The following is a 22,097-nucleotide window of genomic DNA, read 5'->3' as shown; positions in this document are numbered from 1 at the left end:
CGGCCGCCGAGCCGGGGCTTTCGTCGTTTTCGTGGGTCCGGTGTCCAAAAAATATGCATGGATTCAGGGCCGCCGTCGGAAATTCCCGCTCATTGCAATAGAGTCACGGAACGGGCGCCACTCGACGGCGTTTCACGGGGATTAAGGCGGAGGTCGGACATGCGTATTCCGGCGCACTCGGTATGCACGGCGATCCGGGACGACATCGTCGCGGGCGTCCACGAGCGCGGCAGCCGGCTCACCGAGGAACTCCTGGCCCGTCGCTACGGCGTCTCGCGCGTCCCCGTCCGCGAGGCCCTGCGCACCTTGGAGGCCGAGGGGTTCGTGGTGACGCGCCGGCACGCGGGCGCGTGCGTGGCGGAACCGAGCGAGCAGGAGGCCGCCGACCTGCTGGAGATGCGTCTGCTCCTGGAGCCGCTCGGCGCCCTGCGGGCCGCCCAGCGCCGTACCGAGGCCCACCTCAAGGTCCTGCGCGGCCTGGTCAGGCTGGGTCAGGAGCGGGCCCGCCGGGGCGGCAGCGAGGACCTGCGGTCCCTGGGCGGCTGGTTCCACGAGACGCTCGCCCAGGCCACCGGCAGCCAGGCCCTGACCTCGGCGCTCACCCAGCTGCGGCACAAGATCGCCTGGATGTACGTGGTCGACGCCGCGCCCGATCCCGTCGAGTCCTGGGCCGAGCACGGCGCCATCGTGGACGCGGTGACCCGCGGCGACGGCGAGCGCGCGCGGGCGATCACCGCGCTGCACACCGAGCGGTCCGGCGTCTCCCACCGGCTGCGCTTTCCCGGCGGCCTGGACCGGGCCGGTGGTGTGAGGACTTCGCAACATCCCGTAAACATGTCGGGCCCGCGGCATTAACACGGGCACCGTATACAAAGAGATGTTATTCGGTGGAGCAGTATTTCCGGCGCCCGCTGCCGGGCTCTGCCGTCCTTATTTCGTGCGCGTCCGGAATTTCGTGGGCGCGCCTTTGATGTGCCCAGGCGCGTAATGAAGTGCGCCCTGCCTGTAATTCCGTGCGCCCGGCGCGGAACCTGATCTCCGAGCGGGAAATCCGGCGCCCCCGGTGAAAAGCGCGCCTGCCGGGTACGGCGAGGCCGTGCCGGCGGAAGGCGTGCCGGGCACGGCGAGGCCGCCCACGGACAGTGCTGCGGCAACGGCGAGGCCGCGCCGCCCCCGCAGGGGTGACGCGGCCTCGGTGGTGCGGGCGCCGTGGCGCTCAGACGGTCTCGGGGAGCTCCTCGAGACCCTCGCCGACCAGCTTGGCCAGGCGTTCGAGGGCGGCGTCCGCGCCCTCGGCGTCGGAGGCGAGGACGATCTCCTCGCCGCCCTGGGCGCCCAGGCCCAGCACAGCCAGCATGGAGGCCGCGTTGACGGGGTCGCCCCCGGCCTTGGCGATCGTCACCGGGACGCCTGTGGCCGTGGCGGCTCGGACGAAGATGGAAGCGGGGCGGGCGTGGAGGCCCTCGGCCCAGCCGACGTTGACGCGGCGCTCAGCCATGTGATGCTGCCCTTCGGTGTTCAGGGTTGTCTAGACCAGTTTCCCATATCGTGAAGCATGCCCGGAGCGGGCGGAAGCCCGCACGGGCGTGAAGCCGGACCGCGGCCTCGGACCGGCTCCCGTCCCCCACAGACTGCCTCGCGCCCGTGTCGGACGCGAGCCGTACTCTGGGGCCCATGCAGACCCCGGCGGACCGACAGGACCGGCACGTGTACCCCTCCCACTGGGAGGCGGACATCGTGCTGCGCGACGGGGGTACCGCGCGCGTCAGGCCCATCACGGTCGACGACGCCGACCGCCTGGTCAGCTTCTACGAGCAGGTCTCGGACGAGTCGAAGTACTACCGCTTCTTCGCGCCCTACCCCCGGCTCTCCGCCAAGGACGTCCACCGCTTCACGCACCACGACTTCGTGGACAGGGTGGGACTCGCGGCCACCATCGGCGGCGAGTTCGTCGCCACCGTACGCTACGACCGCATCGGCCCCGGCGGCCTGCCCGCCTCCGCGCCCGCCGACGAGGCCGAGGTCGCCTTCCTCGTCCAGGACGCCCACCAGGGCCGGGGCGTCGCCTCCGCCCTCCTGGAGCACATCGCCGCCGTCGCGCGCGAGCGCGGCATCCGCCGGTTCGCCGCCGAGGTGCTGCCCGCCAACAACAAGATGATCAAGGTGTTCACGGACGCCGGCTACACCCAGCAGCGCAGCTTCGAGGACGGCGTGGTCCGGCTGGAGTTCGACCTGGAGCCCACGGACCGCTCGGTCGCCGTCCAGCGCGCGCGGGAGCAGCGCGCGGAGGCCCGCTCGGTCCGACGGCTCCTGACCCCCGGTTCCGTGGCCGTGATCGGGGTCGGCCGGGCGCCCGGCGGCGTCGGCCGCAGCGTCCTCGGCAACCTCCGCGACGCCGGCTTCACCGGTCGCCTGTACGCCGTGAACCAGGCCTACCCCGACGACCTCAAGGAGGTCGACGGCGTGCCCGCGCACCGCTCCGTGCGCGACATCGACGGGCCGGTCGACCTCGCCGTGGTCGCCGTCCCCGCCGAGCAGGTCCCGGGCGTCGTCACCGACTGCGGCGAACACGGCGTCCAGGGTCTCGTCGTGCTGGCCGCCGGCTACGCGGAGAGCGGCCCGGACGGCCGAGAACGCCAGCGCGAACTCGTCCGGCACGCGCGCACGTACGGCATGCGGATCATCGGCCCGAACGCCTTCGGCGTCATCAACACCGCCGCCGGCGTTCGGCTGAACGCCTCGCTCGCCCCCGAGATGCCCCGCCCCGGCCGCATCGGCCTCTTCGCCCAGTCAGGCGCGATCGGGATCGCCCTGCTGTCCCGGCTGCACCGGCGCGGCGGCGGTGTCACCGGGACCACGGGCGTCTCGACCTTCGTGTCCTCCGGCAACCGCGCGGACGTCTCGGGCAACGACGTCCTGCAGTACTGGTACGACGACACGGAGACCGACGTCGTCCTCATGTACCTGGAGTCCATCGGCAACCCGCGCAAGTTCACCCGCCTCTCGCGGCGCACGGCGGCGGCGAAGCCGCTGGTGGTGGTGCAGAGCGCCGGATCGGCGCCGCAGGGCCACGCGGTGCGGGCCACGCGGCTGCCGCACGCCACCGTGTCCGCGCTGCTGCGGCAGGCCGGGGTGATCCGCGTCGACACCATCACGGAACTGGTCGACGCGGGACTGCTGCTCGCCCGGCAGCCGCTGCCGGCCGGCCCCCGGGTGGCGATCCTCGGGAACTCCGAGTCCCTCGGACTGCTGACCTACGACCGCTGTCTGGCCGAGGGCCTGCGCCCGGCACCCCCGCTGGACCTGACGACCACGGCGACCCCCGCGGACTTCCACCGGGCGCTGTCGCGGGCGCTGGCGGACGACACGTGCGACGCGGTGGTGGTCACGGCCATCCCCACGATCGGCGAGGGCGCGGTCGGGGACGGCGAACTGGCCGAGGCGCTGCGGTCGGCGGCCGAGGGGGCGCACGGGAAGCCGGTGCTCGTGGTGCACGTCGAACTCGGCGGGCTGGCTGAGGCGCTGTCGGCCGCGGGCCGCACCGCGCCGCAGCCGCACGTCATGGCACCCGGCGCCTTCGGCGGCCCCCAGCGCCCCCGCACCGCCACCCCGCAGCCGGCCGCCGACACCCCGCCCGCGGCGCCGACGGTGCAGCCGCCCGCCTCCCCGTCCGTCGGGTCCGCGGTACGGCCGGGCGCGGCACCGGCCGTACCGGGCGCCGCCCGGACCCCTCCCGCGGCCGTCACGGAGGACGTCCGGCCGCCCGCCGCCCAGCCCGGCTCCCGGCTGATCCCCGCCTACCCGGCCGCCGAGCGTGCCGTCCGGGCGCTCGCCGAGGCCGTGAAGTACGCCCAGTGGCGGCGCGAGTCGGTGGACCCCGGAAAGGTGCCCGAGTACGACGACATCGACGAGAAGGGGGCCGCCGAGCTGATCGGCACGCTGCTGGAGCGCGGGGAGGGACTCACCCTCGGGACCGAGGAGACCTGCGCGCTCCTCGGCCGGTACGGCATCCCCGTGCACCAGTCCCTGCCCTCGCCCACCCCCGAGGCCGCCGTGAGCGCCGCCGCCGACCTCGGCTACCCGGTCGCCCTCAAGGCCACCGCCCCGCACCTGCGGCACCGCGCCGACCTCGGCGGCGTCCGGCTCGACCTGGCGGACGAAGGGCAACTGCGCCGTGCGTACGCCGAGTTGACCGAGCTGTTCGGGCCGCCCGGGGAACTGCGCCCGGTCGTGCAGCGGATGGCACCGCGCGGTGTCGACACCGTCGTACGGGCCGTGATCGACCCGGCCGCCGGAGCCGTGCTGTCCTTCGGCCTGGCCGGCGCCGCCTCGCAGCTGCTCGGCGACACGGCCCACCGGCTGGTCCCGGTGACCGACCGGGACGCGACCTCGCTGGTGCGGTCGATCCGCACCGCGCCGCTGCTGTTCGGCTGGCGCGGCTCGACCCCCGTGGACACGCCCGCCCTGGAGGAACTGCTGCTGCGCGTCTCCCGGCTGGTCGACGACCACCCCGAGGTGGTCGCGGTCACCCTGGAGCCGGTCGTGGTCGCCCGGCACGGCGTCAGCGTCCTCGGTGCCACCGTCCGGCTGGCGCCCCCGCCGGCCCGCGACGACCTGGGGCCGCGGACCCTGCCCGCCTACTGACCGCCGCACCCGGCCCCGTGGTGGGTTTGCACCAGGGTGCGCCGACTGGCCCGGACCCCCCTTGCCCACGGATTAGGATGGACGCCATGGCCAAGACCAGTACGACGACCCAGGGGCTGCGCGTCGCGATCGAGCGCAGCGGCTACTACCCGGCCCTCGTGGCCGAGGCGGTGGAGGCCGCCGTGGGCGGCGAGCCGATCCGGTCGTACCTGGTCCACCAGGAGACGACGTTCGACCAGAACGAGGTGCGGCGGCACGTGACCGTGCTCGTCCTCACCGGCAACCGTTTCATCGTCAGCCACACCGACGAGCAGGCCGCCGACAGCACCTCCCCGACGCCGTACGCCACCACCTCCACCGAGTCGGTCAAGCTCGGCCGGATCTCGTCGGTCGTGGTCAGCCGGGTGGTCGCCAACCCGGAGCAGTACACGCCCGGCACCCTGCCCCGCGAGATCGTGCTGACCATCGGCTGGGGCGCCGTCTCGCGCATCGACCTGGAGCCCGCCGCCTGCGGCGACCCCAACTGCGAGGCCGACCACGGCTACACGGGCAACTCCACGGCGGACGACCTGAGCCTGCGCGTCAGCGAGGCGGGGGACGGCCCGGAGACGGTGCGCCAGGCGCTCGTCTTCGCCCAGGCCATCTCCGAGGCGACCGCGGACGTCGCGCACTGATGGCCTACGCCGCCTGGGACCATCCGGAACCGCTCGCCCTCGGCTCCGCCCCGCTGCCCGAGTACGGCAGCGGCTCCCTCTCCGACCTGCTGCCCACCCTGGCCGCCGGAATGGCCGTACCGGGAATGACCGCGGCGATCACGGAACTGACCGCGGCCGACCGCAACTGCGTCTTCCTGGTCGACGGCCTGGGCTGGGAACAGCTGCGGGCCCACCCGGACGAGGCGCCCTTCCTGGCCTCGCTGCTCGGCAGTTCGCGCGGCGGCACCGGACGCCCGATCACCGCCGGCTACCCGGCGACCACCGCCACCTCGCTCGCCTCCGTCGGCACCGGCCTGCCGCCCGGCGCGCACGGCCTGCCCGGCTACACCGTCCGCGACCCGGCCACGGGCCAGCTGATGAACCAGCTGCGCTGGCAGCCGTGGACCGACCCGGCCGCCTGGCAGCCGTACCCCACCGTCTTCCAGCTCGCCGCCGACGCCGGTGTGCACGCCGCCCAGGTCTCCTCGCCGACCTTCCAGCACACCCCGCTCACCAAGGTCGCGCTCAGCGGCGGAACGTTTCACGGACGGCTCACCGGCGAGGAACGGATGGACTTCGCGGCGGAGCAACTGGCCGCGGGCGACCGCTCCCTGGTGTACACCTACTACGCCGAACTGGACGGCGCCGGGCACCGCTACGGCGTCGACTCCGACACCTGGCGCGGCCAGCTGATGCACGTCGACCGGCTGGTGCAGCGGCTCGCCGAGCAGCTCCCGCCGCGCAGCGCGCTCTACGTCACCGCCGACCACGGCATGCTCGACGTGCCGTTCGACGAGCAGCACCGCATCGACTTCGACGAGGACTGGGAGCTGCGCGCCGGTGTCGCCCTGCTCGGCGGCGAGGGCCGGGCACGGCACGTGTACGCCGTCCCGGGCGCCGCGGACGACGTGCTGACCTGCTGGCGCGAGGTGCTCGGCGAGCAGTTCTGGGTGGCCTCCCGGGACGAGGCGATCGCGGCCGGCTGGTTCGGCCCGCCGGACCGGTTCGACGAGCGGGTCCGCGGACGGATCGGCGACGTCGTCGCGGCCGCCCACGACGACGTCCTGATCATCGCCTCCGAGCGGGAGCCCAAGGAGTCGGCGATGGTCGGCAACCACGGCTCCATGACCCCCGTCGAACAGCTCGTCCCGCTGCTCGAAGTACGCTCCTAGCGCCCCTGACCCCACCGCCCCCGAAAGGTGCTCACCTCCCCATGCCCGAGCTGGTCTTCTTCTCCGGAACGATGGACTGCGGGAAGTCGACGCTGGCTCTGCAGATCGAGCACAACCGGTCGGCCCGCGGTCTCGTCGGCATGATCTTCAGCCGGGACGACCGCGCCGGCCACGGCAAGCTGTCCTCCCGCCTCGGCCTGGTCACCGACGCCGTGGAGGTGGAGGACGGCCAGGACCTCTACGCCTACCTGGTCGACCACCTCTCGCAGGGCGGCCGCGCGGACTACGTCATCGCCGACGAGGCCCAGTTCCTGGCGCCCGGCCAGATCGACCAGCTCGCCCGCGTGGTGGACGACCTGGGCCTGGACGTCTACGCCTTCGGCATCACCACCGACTTCCGCTCCAAGCTGTTCCCCGGCTCCCAGCGACTGGTGGAGCTGGCCGACCGCGTCGAGGTCCTCCAGGTGGAGGCCCTGTGCTGGTGCGGCGCCCGCGCCACCCACAACGCCCGCACGGTGGGCGGGGAGATGGTCGTCGAGGGGGCGCAGGTGGTGGTGGGTGACGTCAACGGATCGGCCGGGAAGGTCGGCTACGAGGTGCTGTGCCGGCGTCATCACCGGCGCCGGATGACCGCCGCGTCGGCCCGCGCGGCGGCCCTGTCCCCGGACGTCCTGCCGGTCACGACCTGACTCAGCGCGGCCCCTCGATCACCGAGAACACCGCCCCCTCCGGATCCGCCACCGTCGCGACCCGCCCGTGGTCGCTGTCCCGGGCCGGTCTCAGCACCCGTCCGCCGAGTCCGGCGACCTCGCGCAGGGCCGCGTCGGCGTCGGCCACCTCGAAGTACGTCAGCCAGTGCGGCCCGCGGTCGCGGGGGAGTGCGAGGCCGACGCCGTGGATGCCGGCCACGGGGCGGCCCTCGGCGTGCAGGGTCACGTAGTCGAAGTCGGCGGACACCACCGGCTCCTCCTCGTAGCCGAAGACCGCTTCGTAGAACTTGGCGACGCTCGCCGTCTCGAAGGTGAGCAGTTCGTTCCAGGCGGGCGTGCCGGGGACGCCGGTGACGGCCGTGCCGAGGTGGGCGGAGGCCTGCCAGATCCCGAACACCGCCCCCGACGGATCGGAGCCGATCGCCATCCGCCCGGCCTCGGCCGCGTCCAGCGGGCCGACACCCACCGTGCCGCCGCACAGCCGGACCGTCTCCGCGGTCTGGTCCACGTCCTCCGAGGCGAAGTACGGCGTCCAGGCGATCGGCAGGTGCAGGTCCGGCGGCAGCTGCCCGATGCCAGCGACCTCCCGCCCGTCGAGCAGCGCCCGGACGTAGGGTCCGAGTTGCTGCGGACCGGGCTGGAACTCCCAGCCGAACAGCGCCTCGTAGAACTCCTCGGTCGCGGTCAAGTCGTGCACCATCAGACTCACCCAGCAGGGGGTGCCGGGCGCGCGCCGGGCGTGCGCACCGCCGTTCGGGCCGGCCGATCCCCTTACCTCGGTCATCGTCACTCTCTCCTCGGCCCCTCGCGGTGGCCGTGTCGCTTCCGCTCCCTGGACCGGCGGTGCCGCTGCCGCGGGCACGCCCCGTGCCGATGCTCGCACCCTCCGTGGCGGCTCGCGCCCAGGCGGTGGCGGCGGCCTTCGCCGCGAGGATGCCTGGTCTGCCGATTCTCGCCCGTTTCCGGTCGATTGCCGCCGGGTGGCCATCAGCCGTACAGCATGTGCCCGATCCCGCACGCCGGGTGATCGAGCCTGTCCGGCCGAGCAGAGTAGCCGTACCTGGACGCCACGGCCACCCCTGGCGTAAGGATGAGGCCATGGAAGCCATCATCACCGCAACCGAACTCGCCGACGACCTGGCCGGGCCCAACCCGCCCGTGCTGCTGGACGTGCGCTGGCAGCTGACCACCAAGGGTGGCGCGGCCTTCGACGGCCCGGCCGAGTACGCCGCAGGGCACCTGCCGGGCGCCCGCTACGTCGACCTCGACACGGAACTGGCCGCGGCGCCCGGCGAGCACGGCCGGCACCCCCTGCCCGACCCGGCCCTCTTCGCGGCGGCGATGCGCCGTGCGGGTGTCTCGGCCGGCCGGCCGGTGGTCGTGTACGACGGCGGGCACGGCTGGGCGGCGGCGCGCGCCTGGTGGCTGCTGCGCTGGACGGGTCACCCGGACGTGCGTGTGCTGGACGGCGGGTTGCCGTCCTGGGCGGGCGCCCTTTCGACCGAGCCCGCGGAGCCGGCCGAGGGCGACTTCGAACCCGCGCCCGGCGCGCTGGAGTTGCTCGACGCGGACGGGGCGGCGGCGCTGGCCCGTGCGGGTGTGCTGCTGGACGCCCGTGCGGGTGAGCGGTACCGGGGCGAGGTGGAGCCGGTCGACCGGATCGGCGGGCACATCCCGGGCGCCGTCTCCGCGCCGACCGTCGAGAACGTCGGCCCGGACGGCCGTTTCCTGCCCGCGGCGGAACTGCGTGACCGCTTCAAGGCGCTGGGCGCCCTGGAGGCTGCTCCGGTGGGCGTCTACTGCGGTTCCGGCGTCTCGGCCGCGCACGAGGTGCTGGCGCTGGCCGTGGCGGGCATCGACGCGGCGCTGTACGTCGGTTCGTGGTCGGAGTGGTCGGCGGACCCGTCCCGTCCGGTCGCGGTCGGCCCCGACCCGCAGTAGGACGACGGACGGAGGGGGCACGCGCGCGTGCCCCCTCCTCCTGCCGGTCGTGCGGCGCGGGCCGCTCCCGGCTACTCCTGCTTCTTGCGCCGCGTGCCGAAGACGATCTCGTCCCAGCTCGGCACCGCGGCCCGGCGGCCGGGGCGGACGCCGTCGGCCTCGGCCTGGCGGTCGGTGGCGCCGATCAGCCGGTCGCGATGGCTGCCGACCGAGCGGGGCATGAGGACGTCCGCGTAGGCGGAGCCGGCGGAGGCCGCGGGAGCCGGGGGCTCCTCGGCCGCCGGTTCCGGGGCGGGCGGCTCCTCCGGGACGGCCTCGGCGGGCCGCTCCGGGACCACCATGTCGCCACGGAAGCTCGGCACCGCCTCCAGCAGGCTGGTCAGCGAGTCCCGCTCGCTCGTCGTCTCCTCGAGAGGCTCGGACGACTGCGCGGGCAGGCTCGGCCGGTCCCGGTCGCCGGAACGGTCCAGCGGACGGTCACGCGGCAGCCGCGCGATCCGCGGTACGAACGGAAAGCTGGGCTCCGGCACGGCGAGGTCGTCGGACTCGCCGATCAGCGAGCGCGCCTCGTCGTCGACGGCCTGCACGAGCCGCCGGGGCGGGTCGTAGGTCCAGCTCGCCGAGTGCGGTTCACTCGCGACCCGGTAGACGAGCAGGACCTCCCAGGTGCCGTCGTCGCGGCGCCAGGAGTCCCACTGCACGGTGTCCTTGTCGGCGCCGCGCAGCACCAGCCGCTCCTGCACGGCCTCGCCGAGCAGCGGACCGGAGTTCTCGCCGGGCCGGCGGACGGGTGTCTTGCGGGCTCGTTCGGCCATGAAGGCGCGCTCGGCCAGTACCGGACCCTCGAAGCGCCGCACCCGGTCGACGGGGATCCCGGCGAGCTGGGCGACCTCTTCCGCGGTCGCGCCCGCCCGTATCCGCGCCTGGATGTCTCGGGGCCGGAGATGGCTCTCGACCTCGATCTCGATCTGGCCGAGCCGGGGCCGGTCGCCGCGCACGGCGGCACGGAGCCGTTCGTCGATCGGAAGCGTGTATTCCGTAGAGTCGGCAGCCTTGAGCACCAGCCGTGTGCCGTCATTGGAGACGGCCACGACACGCAGTTCGGGCATGGGGACCTCCCGGGTGGTGCCTGCCGACGTCACGTGCGTCGCTGCTTCCGCTAGTCGAGTGTGGCCTGCCCGGGTGCAGCCTGCCACAACCTTGCCGAGTTGCCCGGCGTGTCGGGCATGGGCCCGGGTCCGCCGTTATGGCACGGTTACCTATTCGCAACGCTAAGTGACCAACTCCGTCACCCTGTGCAACTAGCCCCCTCCCGGCGGTCCTGCGAGGCCGCGGATGCCCTGGCGGGAGGCCGGACCCAGGGCTCGCAACAGTACTCCATTCGGGCCACGTGCGTGGATTGGCGCGCCGCCCAACTTCTGGCAACGAGCCTTCCCCGGCCGCCGGTTGCCCATTCCCGACGATCTTGAACGTGGCGTACTTCACGGAATCGGCAGAAACGGAACCAATGGTTTCGTCCGTACGTCCCTTTCTCATGCAGTCGGTCGAACAAGTACGGGAAGGGCAGGCAAGGTTCGGGAATGCGTGAAAGGCCCGGTTCCGGTGACCAGACCAGTGCGGGAGAGGAGGTGACGGGAGGTGTCAAGCGGATCGACCTGAGCGTGGCCCAGGTCGCGGGCAGCGCGGTGGCCGCCGTCGTGGCCGCCAAACTCGCCTCGTCCGTGGGGGTGTACGGCACGATCCTCGGCGCCGGCGTCGTCAGCGTGATCGCCACCTGCGGCGGCACGCTGTTCCAGCACTTCCTCAGACGCACCGGGGAGCAGCTGCGCGACGCGACGGTGACGCCCCGGCCCCGGGAGCAAGCGGCCCCGGCGCCCGGCGAGTTCACGGCGGGCACCGTCTACCGCGCCCGCGCCCGGACCTGGCGCCGTCCGGTGCTCGCGGCGGCCCTGGTGTTCGCGGTGGCCATGGCCGGCATCACGACCTACGAACTGGTCTCCGGGAGCAGCTTCAGCGGCGGCTCCGGTACGACCGTCAGCGGCGCCGTCACCGGCGGCAAGGCCGGGCCGTCGAAGCCGTCGGCCCCCTCCGGCTCCCCCGGCCCGTCCCACTCCTCCGGCCCGAAGTCCGGCGCCGGGACAAACGCTTCGCCCACTCCGTCGCCCTCGTCCTCCCCGGACCCGGCGGGGACACCCGCGAGCGAGGGGGCCACCACGCCCACGCCGTCCCCGAGCGGGTCCGTCGGCGAGCAGCCGGACGCGGTCCCGTCGCCGACCGGTTCCCCGGCTACTGCCCCAGAACCCTCCGCAAGTAGTCGTTCTGGAACAGCCGGTCCGGATCGAGCCGGTCCCGCAGGGCGGTGAACTCGCCGAACCGCGGGTAGGCCTTCGCGAAGTACTCCGCGTCCCTGGTGTGCACCTTGCCCCAGTGCGGACGGCCCCCGTGCGCGGTGAAGATGCGCTCGGCGGCGGTGAAGTACGCCTGATAAGGCGTGCCCCGGAACATGTGCACCGCGACGTAGGCGCTGTCCCGGCCGGAGGCGGTGGACAGGGCGATGTCGTCGGCCGGGGCGGTGCGCACCTCGACCGGGAAGTTGACCCGGAGGCCGGACCGGTCGACCATCGCCCTCAGTTCGCGCACGGTCTCCACCAGGGCCTCGCGCGGCACGGCGTACTCCATCTCCACGAACCGCACCCGGCGCGGAGACGTGAAGACCTTGTAGGGGATGTCCGTGTAGGACCGCGCGGACAGCGCCGTGCTGGAGATCCGGGCGACCGTCGGCACCACGGCGGGCACCGCGCGGCCGAGCAGCTGCACGCCGTGGAAGAGGCCGTTGGAGAGGAACTCGTCCTCGAACCAGCCGGCCAGCTGCCCCACCGGCTGTGCCGGCCCCGCGCTGCGGTTGTTGCGCTTGGTGTTGGTGTTGCCGGTGTGCGGGAACCAGTAGAACTCGAAGTGCTCGTTCTCGGACCAGAGCTGGTCGAACTCGGCGAGGACCCGGTCCAGCGGCATCGGCTCCTCGCGCGCGCTGAGCAGGAAGAGCGGCTCCACGGCGAAGGTGATCGCGGTGACGATCCCGAGCGCGCCGAGGCCGATCCGCGCGGCCGCGAACACCGCGCGCTCCTCCTCGGTCCCCTGGTCGGAGCAGGTGAGCACGGAGCCGTCGGCGGTGACCAGTTCGAGTGCCCTGATCTGGGCGGCGAGCGAGGCGGAGGTGCGGCCGGTGCCGTGGGTGCCGGTGCTGGTGGCCCCGGAGACCGTCTGCTCCATGATGTCGCCCATGTTGGTCAGCGACAGGCCCTCGCGGGCCAGGGCGATGTTGAGCCGCTTGAGCGGGGTGCCCGCCTCGACCGTGACGGTCATGGCCTTGCGGTCGATCCGGCGGATCCCGGTGAGGAGCTGAGGGCGGACCGAGACGCCGTCGGTCGCGGCGATCGAGGTGAAGGAGTGGCCGCTGCCGACCGCCTTCACCTTCAGGCCGTCCTCGGCCGCCTGCCGCACCGCCGCCGCCAGTTCGTCCACGGAGGCGGGCGTGACCTCCCGCGCGGGACTGACCGTGACGGTCCCTCCCCAGTTACGCCACGTGCCGCTCTTCCCGCTCGCTGTACTGCTCAACGGTGCCTCCCCGACCCGTGACCGGCCTGTTGAGCCGGCGGTACCCGAGGAAACCGACCGCGACCGCGACGGCCCCGGACACGGCCGGAACCCCGTACCCGGCGCGGGCCCCGGCCGCGTCGATCACCCAGCCGGCGACCGAGGAGCCGAGCGCCACCCCGACCGCGAGGCCGGTGCTCACCCAGGTCATGCCCTCGGTGAGCTTCGCGCGAGGTACGTGCTTTTCGATGAGGGACATCGTCGTGATCATCGTCGGTGCGATGGACAGGCCCGCAACGAACAGCGCCACGGCCAGAAGCGGCAGGTTTCCGACCAGTAGGAGGGGGATCATACTCACGGCCATCGCACATATGCCCAGCAGCCACCTGCGTTCCGGCTTGCCCGCGAACCGCATCAGACCGAAGACCGCGCCGGCGAGGCAGGAGCCCGCCGCGTACAGCGCCAGGACCACGCTGGCGGCCCCCTTGTGGCCGCGTTCGTCGGCGAAGGCGACGGTCACCACGTCCACCGCCCCGAAGATCGCGCCCGTGGCCGTGAAGGTCGCCACCAGCACCTGGAGGCCGGGCGCGCGCAGTGCCGAACCGCGGGTGTGGTGCTCGCGCGGGTGCGGCGCGGGCTCGGTGGCGCGCTGGGCGGTCAGCCAGAAGACGCCGACGGCCAGGAAGCAGGCGGCCAGCAGCGGCCCCGCCTCCGGGAACCAGACCGTGGACAGGCCGATGGAGATGATCGGCCCGAAGATGAAGCAGACCTCGTCGACGACGGACTCGAACGAATACGCGGTGTGCAGCTGGGGCGTGCCCCCGTACAGGGCCGCCCAGCGGGCCCTGATCATCGCGCCCAGGCTCGGCACCGCGCCGATCCCGGCGGCGCAGACGAACAGCACCCAGTCCGGCCACCCGTAGTGCGCGGCGAGGAGCAGCCCGGCCGCCGCCGCCAGCGCGAGCAGCGTCGCGGGACGCAGCACACGGCGCTGGCCGTGCCGGTCGACCAGCCGGGAGACCTGCGGGCCGACCGCGGCGGCGGACAGCGCGATGGTGGCCGAGAGCGCGCCGGCCAGCCCGTACCGCCCGCTGATCTGCGAGATCATCGTGACCACGCCGATGCCCATCATGGACAGCGGCATCCTGCCGACGAAGCCCGCGGTGGAGAAGCCCTTGGTGCCGGGAGCGGCGAACAGGGCGCGATAGGGGCTGGGCACGTGGGTCTCCGACAGGCTGGGTAAGGCGCGAATGCGGTGGATACAGCTTACGAGTGAGGTGCCCCGGTTACACCCCGTCGGTACGGGGGATAAATCTCCTGAATCCGACTCTTCACCCTCCTGTTTCCGGGCCGTCAGTGCCGGGTGGCAGGATCGCCCCATGTCAGACGCGCTCGATGCCACCCCCTACGACGCCCTGCTCCTGCTCTCCTTCGGCGGCCCGGAAGGTCCGGACGACGTGGTTCCGTTCCTGGAGAACGTGACGCGCGGGCGCGGTATCCCGAAGGAACGTCTCAAGGAGGTCGGGCAGCACTACTTCCTGTTCGGCGGGGTCAGCCCGATCAACGACCAGAACCGCGCCCTGCTGGACGCCCTGCGCAAGGACTTCGCCGAGCACGGCCTGGACCTGCCGATCTACTGGGGCAACCGGAACTGGGCGCCGTACCTGACGGACACCCTGCGCGAGATGGTCGCCGACGGGCGCCGCCGCGTCCTGGTGCTCACCACCAGCGCCTACGCCTCCTACTCGGGCTGCCGCCAGTACCGCGAGAACCTCGCGGACTCGCTGGCCGAACTGGCGGCCGAGGGACTCGAACCGCCGCGGATCGACAAGCTCCGGCACTACTTCAACCACCCCGGCTTCCTCGACCCGATGACCGACGGGGTGCTCCGGTCCCTCGCCGACCTCCCCGAGGACGTCCGCGCGGGCGCCCACATCGCCTTCACCACTCACTCCATCCCGACCGCGGGCGCCGACACCTCCGGTCCGCCGGAGGCCCACGGCGAGGGCGGCGCGTACGTCGAGGAGCACCTGGACGTGGCCCAGCTGATCGCCGACGCGGTCCGCGAGCGCACCGGCGTCGACCACCCCTGGCGGCTCGTCTACCAGTCCCGCTCCGGCGCCCCGCACATCCCGTGGCTGGAGCCCGACATCTGCGACCACCTGGAGACGCTGCACGGCGCCGGGGTCCCGGCCGTCGTGATGGCCCCGATCGGCTTCGTCTCCGACCACATGGAGGTCCTCTACGACCTCGACACCGAGGCCACGGCCAAGGCCGAGGAGCTCGGTCTGCCGGTACGGCGGTCCGCGACCGTCGGGGACGACCCGCGGTTCGCCGCCGCGGTCCGGGACCTGGTCCTGGAGCGCGCGGGCGTGGAGAGCGGGCGGGCGGTCACGCCGTGCGCGCTCGGCGCGCTGGGCGCGAGCCACAACCTGTGCCCGGTCGGCTGCTGCCCGGCGCGCGCCCCCCGTCCGGCCGCGGCCGGCGCCGACAGCCCCTACGCGTGAGGAGCCCCGTGACCGACGCCCTGCACACCGATCTGCTCCGGCTCGCCCGAGAGGCGGCCGCCCGCGCGGGCGAGCTGCTGCGGGACGGCCGCCCGGCCGACCTCGCCGTGGCCCGGACCAAGTCCAGCCCGATCGACGTGGTGACCGAGATGGACATCGCGGCGGAGAAGCTGATCACCGACCTGATCTCCGCTCACCGCCCCGACGACGGCTTCCTCGGCGAGGAGGGCGCGTCGACCGAGGGCAGCAGCGGGATCCGCTGGGTGATCGACCCGCTCGACGGCACGGTGAACTACCTGTACGGGCTGCCGACCTGGGCGGTCTCCATCGCGGCCGAGCAGGACGGCGAGACCGTGGCCGGGGTCGTGGCGGCACCGGTGCGCGGCGAGACGTACCACGCGGTACGGGGCGGCGGGGCCTGGGCGACCGGCGCCTGGGAGGGCGAGCGGGAGCTGCGCTGCCGCCCGGCGCCGCCCCTGGACCAGGCACTGGTGTCGACCGGCTTCAACTACGTCACCGAGGTCCGCACCCACCAGGCCGAGGTCGCCGCCCGGCTGATCCCGCTGCTGCGGGACGTGCGGCGGAGCGGGTCGGCGGCGATCGACCTGTGCGACGTCGCCTGCGGACGGCTGGACGGGTACTACGAGCGCGGGCTGAACGCCTGGGACTGGGGCGCGGGCGACCTGATCGCGCGCGAGGCGGGCGCCCTCACGGGCGGCCGGCCGGGGGAGCGTCCGTCCCGCGACCTGACGGTGGCGGCCACCCCCGGGGTCTTCGAGCCGCTCCAGCGGCTGCTGGACACCTTCGGCGCCTGGCACGACGGAGTCCCGGACGCCTGACCCCAACCGAGACCGGGACGCCGGAGGCGGGGAGACCGGCCGGTTTCCCGGTTTCCGCGATCCCGATGAGTCGAACGTGTCAGCGCGGGTAGGGGTCACCCCATAAGCAGGGCCCCGGCGCTGGATTCGCCGGGGCCCTGCTCCTGTGCCGGTGAGCTGCTGATGCGGGACTGTCAGACGCTGGTCACGCCGACTTCCACGCCATGTTCGGCGGCAAGGCGGTGCAGGTCGTCGAGCTCGGCCTGCTCCACCTCGACAAGGAAGTCGTCGCCCTCGTCACGAGCCCGGGTGATGTCGGACTCGGTCGCCTTTATGCGCTGCAGAAGTCCTGTGGTGAATGCGTCCATGCTGCGCCCCCTCGTCCTGGGTCGTGGGTCGGTGGCACGGGGGTGTGCCGTTGAAGGGGCGATCACGTCTCACGCGGGTGCCCAGCGCTGCCCGGCTGGGCGGCGACGGTGCCGGACACCCCCATCGTCCACTCTGCTGTAGCGGCGACGTACGTACCGCATGGTGCTGCGGCACATGCAGAGCGTGATCGCGGGGTGTACATGCCGTCCTCCCCCCGCTCCCTTCGCTGGAAACCTCAACCCGAAGAGAAAATCGCGCATTCCCGTCCGGCGGCGCGGATCCCGCCGTCGCCGTCCCTGCCTTACTGCCGACTTATGGCCGAAAAGGGCAGGATGGAGGTCCTACACCCCGAGCAGACCCCTGCCCGCGTGCGCCGGTGCGCGCTACGCGGGTGGACAGAGGAAGGACAAGCGACGTGCGCGTACTCGTCGTCGAGGACGAGCAACTGCTCGCCGATGCGGTGGCCACCGGACTGCGCCGGGAGGCCATGGCCGTCGACGTCGTGTACGACGGTGCGGCCGCCCTGGAGCGCATCGGCGTCAACGACTACGACGTGGTCGTCCTCGACCGCGACCTGCCCCTCGTGCACGGCGACGACGTCTGCCGCAAGATCGTCGAGCTGGGCATGCCCACGCGCGTGCTGATGCTCACCGCGTCCGGTGACGTCAGCGACCGCGTGGAGGGCCTGGAGATCGGCGCCGACGACTACCTTCCCAAGCCCTTCGCGTTCAGCGAGCTGATCGCCCGCGTGCGCGCCCTCGGCCGCCGCACCAGCGTGCCGCTGCCTCCGGTCCTGGAGCGCGCCGGCATCAAGCTCGACCCCAACCGCCGCGAGGTCTTCCGCGACGGCAAGGAGGTCCAGCTCGCGCCCAAGGAGTTCGCGGTCCTGGAGGTGCTGATGCGCAGCGAGGGCGCGGTGGTCTCCGCCGAGCAGCTCCTGGAGAAGGCCTGGGACGAGAACACGGACCCGTTCACCAACGTCGTGCGGGTGACCGTGATGACGCTGCGCCGCAAGCTCGGTGAGCCCCCCGTCATCGTCACCGTCCCCGGTTCCGGCTACCGGATCTGACGGCCGTGGCGACCACTCCCGCACCTCCGCAGGCACCCCCGAAGCCGACCTGGGACCCGAGAAGGCCGCAGCCGGTCTTCCCGTGGCTGCGGCCCACCATCCGGATACGGCTGACGCTGCTGTACGGCGGCATGTTCCTGATCGCCGGCATCCTGCTGCTGTCGATCATCTACCTGCTCGCCGCGCAGGCGATCAGCACCGGCAACCAGCCCTTCTTCAAGATCATCGACGGTTCCAACATCAGGGTCTCCAGCGACAACTGCGCGGCGATCACGGGCACGCCCAACCTGCAGATCTCGGAGTTCAACGCCGCGATCGCCCAGTGCGTCGACCGCCAGCGCCAGGCGGCCCTGGACGACCTGCTGAGCCGTTCGCTGCTGGCCCTGCTGGGCCTGGCCGTGATCGCCTTCGCGTTCGGTTACGCGATGGCCGGACGGGTGCTGTCCCCGCTCGGCCGGATCACCCGCACCGCCCGCGCGGTGGCCGGCTCGGACCTGTCCCGCCGGATCGAACTGGACGGCCCGGACGACGAGCTCAAGGAGCTGGCGGACACCTTCGACGACATGCTGGAGCGGCTGCAGCGGGCCTTCACCGCCCAGCAGCGCTTCGTCGGCAACGCCTCCCACGAGCTGCGCACGCCGCTGGCGATCAACCGCACGCTCCTGGAGGTGCACCTCTCGGACCCGGGCGCGCCGGTGGAACTGCAGCAGCTCGGCAAGACCCTGCTGGCGACCAACGAACGCAGCGAGCAGCTCGTGGAGGGCCTGCTGCTGCTCGCCCGCAGCGACAACCAGATCGTCGAGCGCAAACCGGTCGACCTGGCCGAGGTGGCCACCCAGGCCGTCGACCAGGTGCTCGCCGAGGCGGCGGCCAAGGGCGTGACCATCCGAGGCGTACGCAAGCCGGCGGTCGTGCAGGGCAACGGCGTCCTGCTGGAGCGGATCGCGCTGAACCTGGTGCAGAACGCGGTGCGCTACAACGTGCCCGAGGACGGCTGGGTCGAGGTCGACACCGATATCCAGCACGGCCAGGCGGTACTGTCCGTGTCGAACACCGGTCCGGTGGTGCCGGCCTATGAGATCGACAACCTGTTCGAGCCGTTCCGGCGGCTCCGTACCGAACGCACGGGCAGCGACAAGGGCGTCGGCCTCGGCCTGTCCATCGTCCGGTCCGTGGCCCGGGCGCACGGCGGCCACATCGCGGCACGGCCCCGCGAGGGCGGTGGTCTCGTGATGAGGGTCACCTTGCCGGTCTGACGTGTTACAAGATCGCGACACACGCGGCGGATGTTCGCTTTGCGCGGAATTTTCGGTCGGTGCGTCGTGGTACCCCATGTGTGATCGATCACAAGGGCGGATTTCCGGTCATCCACTCTCCGTGATCATGGCTGGGGGAATAAAGCCGGGAAAATCCCTGTTTTCACGTGTCTTGATCACGGGAAGTACAGGGTGAGGCGCCTTTGAGGTGCCTCGTGAGGACCGTGTACGGTCCCCATCGCCATTCAACCCGATCACTCTCGGGGGATCCGGTTGGGTGTCGATTGAGTAACAGACCTTGATGTGAGGCAAAATCTCCGCCTCAGGTCGGGCACAAGTCCGGCCTCTCACGCGTTACGTGCGCTGGAGACACCGCAGACACCCAGAGGGGGAGAGCGACCATGGCAACCGATTACGACACTCCACGCAAGACCGACGACGACGTCGACTCGGACAGTCTTGAAGAGCTGAAGGCACGGAGGAACGACAAGTCCACGTCCGCCGTGGACGTGGACGAGTTCGAGGCCGCCGAAGGCCTGGAGCTGCCCGGCGCGGACCTCTCGAACGAGGAGCTGGCCGTCCGGGTGCTGCCCAAGCAGCAGGACGAGTTCACCTGCATGAGCTGCTTCCTGGTGCACCACCGCAGCCAGCTGGCCCGGGAGAAGAACGGTCAGCCGATCTGCCGCGACTGCGACTGAGGAGGGGTCGGGCATGACTGGCTCGACCCCACCCCGGAAGCGCCGCTTCCCCCTGAAGGGAGCGGACTCGGGGCCGTCCGACGGCCCGCGCGCGCGTGACGACGGGCGAGGCTCATCCGATCCGGGAGCCTCGCTCGAACCGGCGGCCGACCGGGGTGACCTCCCGGCGCCGGCGGAGCAGCCCGCGCCCGTCGCCAGGCGACGGGCCGGGGGCATCCGCGACAAGGCCGTGAATCTGGCCCGGGAAGGCGCCCGTAAGGGCGGCAGCCGGGCGAGAGCGGGGCTGGCCTACCTCGCGGACCGGATCATCGAGATCGCCCCTCGTGTCCCCGTACGCGACCTCGCGACCCTGCGCCGGCAGTTCCCGGATCTCGGACCCGAGCAGCTCGCCGACAAGCTCGTGGCGGGTGCGGCGGGCGGGACCTCGGCGGTCGGTGCCGGTGTGGGCGCGGCGGCGATGCTGCCGGTGCCGCCCGCGATGCCGACCGAACTGGCCGCGGAGATCACCGGGGTCGCGGCCATCGAGCTGAAGCTGATCGCCGAACTCCACGAGGTCTACGGCGTACGGCCGCCGGGAAACCTGAAGGACCGCAGCACCGCGTACCTGGCCTCCTGGTCGGGGGAGCGCGGGATCGACGTGATGAAACCGTCGACGATCAACGGCGCCCTCGGCGGGCACATGAAGCGCGAGCTGCGCCAGCAGATCATGAAGCGCATGGTGCGGGACCTGCCCAACCTGATGCCGTTCATGGTCGGCGCCGCGGTGGGCGCGGTCATGAACCGCCGGGACACCAAGAAGCTCGCGGCGCGGATCCGGGCGGACCTGAGAAAGATCCAGGTGCCCTGGGACGAACTGCCCGAGCTGCCGCCGCTGGAGGAACCGGCGCGGCCGCTGCCGATCGCCGAGCTGCCGGAGGACTTCGGAGGCTGACGGCGGCCGGCGCTCGTGCGGCCGGGACCTACCGGTCCCGCTTCGCCGCCTCGATCGCCGCCGCCAGGGCCTCCGGCTCCCGCGTCGACAGGTACAGGTACGGCGTCGAGTCCGCCGGGTCGGTGACCTCCACGCGCAGCGCCCTCGGGATGTAGGCGCGCAGCAGGAGGAAGGCGCGGACGTCGGCCTTGTACGTGCGCCAGGCGCGTGCCTCCTCCGGGTCCAGGATCTCCGACGTGCCGAGCGCGGACACCGGGATCTTCGCCTCGCCCGCGATCAGCTGGTCACCCACCACGCGGATGCGCGGGGAGCCGTACGAACTGGCCACCACCGCCGCCGCCGCCGTGCCGCCGACCAGGCCGCCGAGCGTCGGCAGGGTGCCGAACGGCAGCAGGACCAGGGCGCACGAGACGCCGATCAGGAAGCTGAGGAACCACCACGACCGGGGGGCCGTGAGGCGTTCTTCGTACGGGGTGGCGGAGAGCTGCATGGAGCCAAGCTTGGCACGGTGTCCTGATTCACCGGACGCGCGGGTAAGGTCTGCGCCTGTGAGTGGTAGTTCCGCAGCTCTTCAGCCTCCAGCCAGTGCCCGGAAACCGGTGCGGCACCCCGACGCCCCCGCGCCCGGCGAGCTCATCGGCGCCCACTACGAACATTGTTTCGGGTGCGGCCACGGGCAGTCGCACGGGCTGCACCTGGAGGTGCGGGCCGGCGAGGGGGTCTCCCTCACCGCCGAGTTCACCGTCCGGGCCGCCCACCAGGGTGCTCCGGGCCTGGCGCACGGCGGTGTGCTGGCCACGGCGCTCGACGAGACGCTCGGCTCGCTGAACTGGCTGCTGCGGAAGATCGCCGTCACCGGACGGCTGGAGACGGACTTCGTACGGCCGGTGCCCGTGGGCACCACGCTGTACCTGGCGGCCGAGGTCGCCGCGGTGTCCGGCCGGAAGATCTACTCGACCGCCACCGGGCGCCTGGACGCCCCCGACGGACCCGTCGCCGTCCGTGCCGAGGCCCTCTTCGTGGAGGTCCCGGTCGAGCACTTCACCGACCACGGCCGCGAGGAAGAGATCAAGGCCGCCATGAACGACCCGGACCGGATCCGGCGCACCCGCGCCTTCGAGGTGAACCCGTGAACCCCGCACCCCGCGTGAACCCTCTCGACGTCCTCATCCGCCGCGTCGACCCGGACGTACCGCTTCCGGCGTACGAGCACCCCGGTGACGCGGGAGCCGATCTGCGGACCACCGAGGCGCGCGAGCTGAAGCCCGGTGAGCGGGCCGTACTGCCCACGGGGGTGTCGATCGCCCTCCCGGAGGGGTACGCGGCCTTCGTGCATCCCCGTTCGGGGCTCGCCGCCCGGTGCGGTGTGGCCCTCGTGAATGCCCCGGGGACGATTGATGCCGGGTACCGTGGGGAGATCAAGGTGATCGTGGTGAATCTCGACCCGTACGAGGCCGTACGGTTCGAGCGCTTCGACCGGATTGCCCAACTGGTCGTCCAGCAGGTCGAGAGGGTCCGCTTCCAGGAGGTGGCGGAGCTTCCCGATTCGGCGCGGGCCGAGGGGGGCTTCGGGTCCACCGGCGGGCATGCCGCGGTGGGCGACGTGAGCGGCACAAGCGGTCAGGCCGCCGAGGGCGGTCGGACGGGTGGGAATCGATACGCTTCGGTCGTATCCGACCGGGAAGGACAGTGA

At 72.5% G+C, this 22,097-nt stretch carries 22 protein-coding genes; 15 read left to right on the top strand and 7 right to left on the bottom strand.

Annotated features, from left to right (window positions below; genetic code table 11):
• Positions 1 to 159 precede the first annotated feature (159 nt).
• Positions 160 to 855 carry a GntR family transcriptional regulator gene (locus ACIQOE_RS13185; protein ID WP_351326768.1) on the top strand — a complete coding sequence of 232 codons (696 nt, stop codon included), beginning with the start codon at positions 160 to 162 and terminating at the stop codon, positions 853 to 855.
• Between the two features lie 361 nt (positions 856 to 1,216).
• Here the strand turns inward: ACIQOE_RS13185 and ACIQOE_RS13180 are convergent, their stop codons facing one another.
• On the bottom strand, positions 1,217 to 1,498 hold the full coding sequence (locus ACIQOE_RS13180; RefSeq protein WP_351326770.1) for an HPr family phosphocarrier protein: 282 nt from the start codon (positions 1,496 to 1,498) through the stop codon (positions 1,217 to 1,219).
• A gap of 176 nt (positions 1,499 to 1,674) precedes the next feature.
• Between ACIQOE_RS13180 and ACIQOE_RS13175 the strand changes: the two genes are divergently transcribed.
• The 4 genes from ACIQOE_RS13175 (at position 1,675) to ACIQOE_RS13160 (ending at position 7,200) form a co-directional block, all read left to right on the top strand.
• On the top strand, positions 1,675 to 4,644 hold the full coding sequence (locus ACIQOE_RS13175) for a GNAT family N-acetyltransferase (protein ID WP_401411423.1): 2,970 nt from the start codon (positions 1,675 to 1,677) through the stop codon (positions 4,642 to 4,644).
• A gap of 86 nt (positions 4,645 to 4,730) precedes the next feature.
• Positions 4,731 to 5,318 carry a DUF5998 family protein gene (locus tag ACIQOE_RS13170; RefSeq protein ID WP_351326774.1) on the top strand — a complete coding sequence of 196 codons (588 nt, stop codon included), beginning with the start codon at positions 4,731 to 4,733 and terminating at the stop codon, positions 5,316 to 5,318.
• Complete coding sequence (locus ACIQOE_RS13165; RefSeq protein ID WP_401411421.1) at positions 5,318 to 6,511, top strand: alkaline phosphatase family protein; 1,194 nt, start codon at positions 5,318 to 5,320, stop codon at positions 6,509 to 6,511. The genes ACIQOE_RS13170 and ACIQOE_RS13165 overlap by 1 nt, the downstream gene beginning before the upstream one ends.
• A gap of 41 nt (positions 6,512 to 6,552) precedes the next feature.
• Positions 6,553 to 7,200, top strand: coding sequence for a thymidine kinase (locus ACIQOE_RS13160; protein WP_351326777.1), 648 nt, complete (start codon positions 6,553 to 6,555; stop codon positions 7,198 to 7,200).
• Position 7,201: 1 nt separating this feature from the next.
• Here the strand turns inward: ACIQOE_RS13160 and ACIQOE_RS13155 are convergent, their stop codons facing one another.
• A complete protein-coding gene (locus ACIQOE_RS13155) occupies positions 7,202 to 8,005 on the bottom strand; it encodes a VOC family protein (protein ID WP_365575793.1) in 804 nt (267 codons plus the stop codon).
• 314 nt (positions 8,006 to 8,319) lie between these two features.
• Between ACIQOE_RS13155 and ACIQOE_RS13150 the strand changes: the two genes are divergently transcribed.
• Entirely contained in the window at positions 8,320 to 9,162 is an 843-nt protein-coding gene (locus ACIQOE_RS13150; RefSeq protein ID WP_401411418.1) for a sulfurtransferase, read from the top strand.
• Positions 9,163 to 9,233: 71 nt separating this feature from the next.
• On the opposite strand, the gene sepH is transcribed toward ACIQOE_RS13150, so the two are convergent.
• Positions 9,234 to 10,271: a septation protein SepH gene (sepH, locus tag ACIQOE_RS13145; protein WP_351326784.1), complete on the bottom strand. Its 1,038-nt coding sequence runs from the start codon at positions 10,269 to 10,271 to the stop codon at positions 9,234 to 9,236.
• A 471-nt stretch (positions 10,272 to 10,742) separates the two neighbouring features.
• Between sepH and ACIQOE_RS13140 the strand changes: the two genes are divergently transcribed.
• Positions 10,743 to 11,525, top strand: coding sequence for a hypothetical protein (locus tag ACIQOE_RS13140; RefSeq protein WP_399011028.1), 783 nt, complete (start codon positions 10,743 to 10,745; stop codon positions 11,523 to 11,525).
• Here ACIQOE_RS13140 and ACIQOE_RS13135 read toward each other — a convergent pair.
• Together ACIQOE_RS13135 and ACIQOE_RS13130 are read right to left on the bottom strand one after the other, a co-directional pair.
• Positions 11,449 to 12,777, bottom strand: coding sequence for a D-arabinono-1,4-lactone oxidase (locus tag ACIQOE_RS13135; RefSeq protein WP_351326788.1), 1,329 nt, complete (start codon positions 12,775 to 12,777; stop codon positions 11,449 to 11,451). The two genes, ACIQOE_RS13140 and ACIQOE_RS13135, sit on opposite strands and share 77 nt — an antisense overlap.
• A complete protein-coding gene (locus ACIQOE_RS13130) occupies positions 12,737 to 13,975 on the bottom strand; it encodes an MFS transporter (protein WP_351326790.1) in 1,239 nt (412 codons plus the stop codon). Before ACIQOE_RS13130 ends, ACIQOE_RS13135 begins: the two co-directional genes overlap by 41 nt.
• Before the next feature lie 160 nt (positions 13,976 to 14,135).
• On the opposite strand from ACIQOE_RS13130, the gene ACIQOE_RS13125 reads away from it, so the two are divergent.
• Both ACIQOE_RS13125 and ACIQOE_RS13120 read left to right on the top strand, forming a co-directional pair.
• A complete protein-coding gene (locus ACIQOE_RS13125) occupies positions 14,136 to 15,263 on the top strand; it encodes a ferrochelatase (protein WP_351326792.1) in 1,128 nt (375 codons plus the stop codon).
• A gap of 8 nt (positions 15,264 to 15,271) precedes the next feature.
• Entirely contained in the window at positions 15,272 to 16,102 is an 831-nt protein-coding gene (locus tag ACIQOE_RS13120) for an inositol monophosphatase family protein (RefSeq protein WP_365560356.1), read from the top strand.
• Positions 16,103 to 16,275: 173 nt separating this feature from the next.
• Here ACIQOE_RS13120 and ACIQOE_RS13115 read toward each other — a convergent pair whose 3' ends face one another.
• Complete coding sequence (locus ACIQOE_RS13115; RefSeq protein WP_351326796.1) at positions 16,276 to 16,449, bottom strand: hypothetical protein; 174 nt, start codon at positions 16,447 to 16,449, stop codon at positions 16,276 to 16,278.
• A 416-nt stretch (positions 16,450 to 16,865) separates the two neighbouring features.
• Here ACIQOE_RS13115 and ACIQOE_RS13110 point away from each other — a divergent pair, with 416 nt between their 5' ends.
• From ACIQOE_RS13110 to ACIQOE_RS13095, 4 genes are all read left to right on the top strand, one after another.
• Positions 16,866 to 17,519, top strand: coding sequence for a response regulator transcription factor (locus tag ACIQOE_RS13110; protein WP_003993508.1), 654 nt, complete (start codon positions 16,866 to 16,868; stop codon positions 17,517 to 17,519).
• A gap of 5 nt (positions 17,520 to 17,524) precedes the next feature.
• Entirely contained in the window at positions 17,525 to 18,775 is a 1,251-nt protein-coding gene (locus tag ACIQOE_RS13105; RefSeq protein WP_362644242.1) for a HAMP domain-containing sensor histidine kinase, read from the top strand.
• Between the two features lie 401 nt (positions 18,776 to 19,176).
• Positions 19,177 to 19,473, top strand: coding sequence for a DUF4193 domain-containing protein (locus tag ACIQOE_RS13100; RefSeq protein ID WP_005481602.1), 297 nt, complete (start codon positions 19,177 to 19,179; stop codon positions 19,471 to 19,473).
• Positions 19,474 to 19,486: 13 nt separating this feature from the next.
• Complete coding sequence (locus ACIQOE_RS13095) at positions 19,487 to 20,404, top strand: hypothetical protein (RefSeq protein WP_401411414.1); 918 nt, start codon at positions 19,487 to 19,489, stop codon at positions 20,402 to 20,404.
• A gap of 28 nt (positions 20,405 to 20,432) precedes the next feature.
• On the opposite strand, the gene ACIQOE_RS13090 is transcribed toward ACIQOE_RS13095, so the two are convergent.
• Positions 20,433 to 20,894 (bottom strand): DUF3093 domain-containing protein, encoded by a 462-nt coding sequence (locus ACIQOE_RS13090; RefSeq protein WP_401411412.1) that lies wholly within the window; start codon positions 20,892 to 20,894, stop codon positions 20,433 to 20,435.
• Between the two features lie 58 nt (positions 20,895 to 20,952).
• Between ACIQOE_RS13090 and ACIQOE_RS13085 the strand changes: the two genes are divergently transcribed.
• Both ACIQOE_RS13085 and dut read left to right on the top strand, forming a co-directional pair.
• Complete coding sequence (locus ACIQOE_RS13085; RefSeq protein ID WP_399011036.1) at positions 20,953 to 21,537, top strand: PaaI family thioesterase; 585 nt, start codon at positions 20,953 to 20,955, stop codon at positions 21,535 to 21,537.
• Entirely contained in the window at positions 21,534 to 22,097 is a 564-nt protein-coding gene (dut, locus tag ACIQOE_RS13080) for a dUTP diphosphatase (RefSeq protein WP_351326804.1), read from the top strand. Before ACIQOE_RS13085 ends, dut begins: the two co-directional genes overlap by 4 nt.

Origin of the sequence: Streptomyces sp. NPDC091282, assembly GCF_044757385.1 — a bacterium.
Classification (GTDB): domain Bacteria; phylum Actinomycetota; class Actinomycetes; order Streptomycetales; family Streptomycetaceae; genus Streptomyces; species Streptomyces gramineus.
This window is presented reverse-complemented; position numbering and strand designations above follow the sequence as displayed.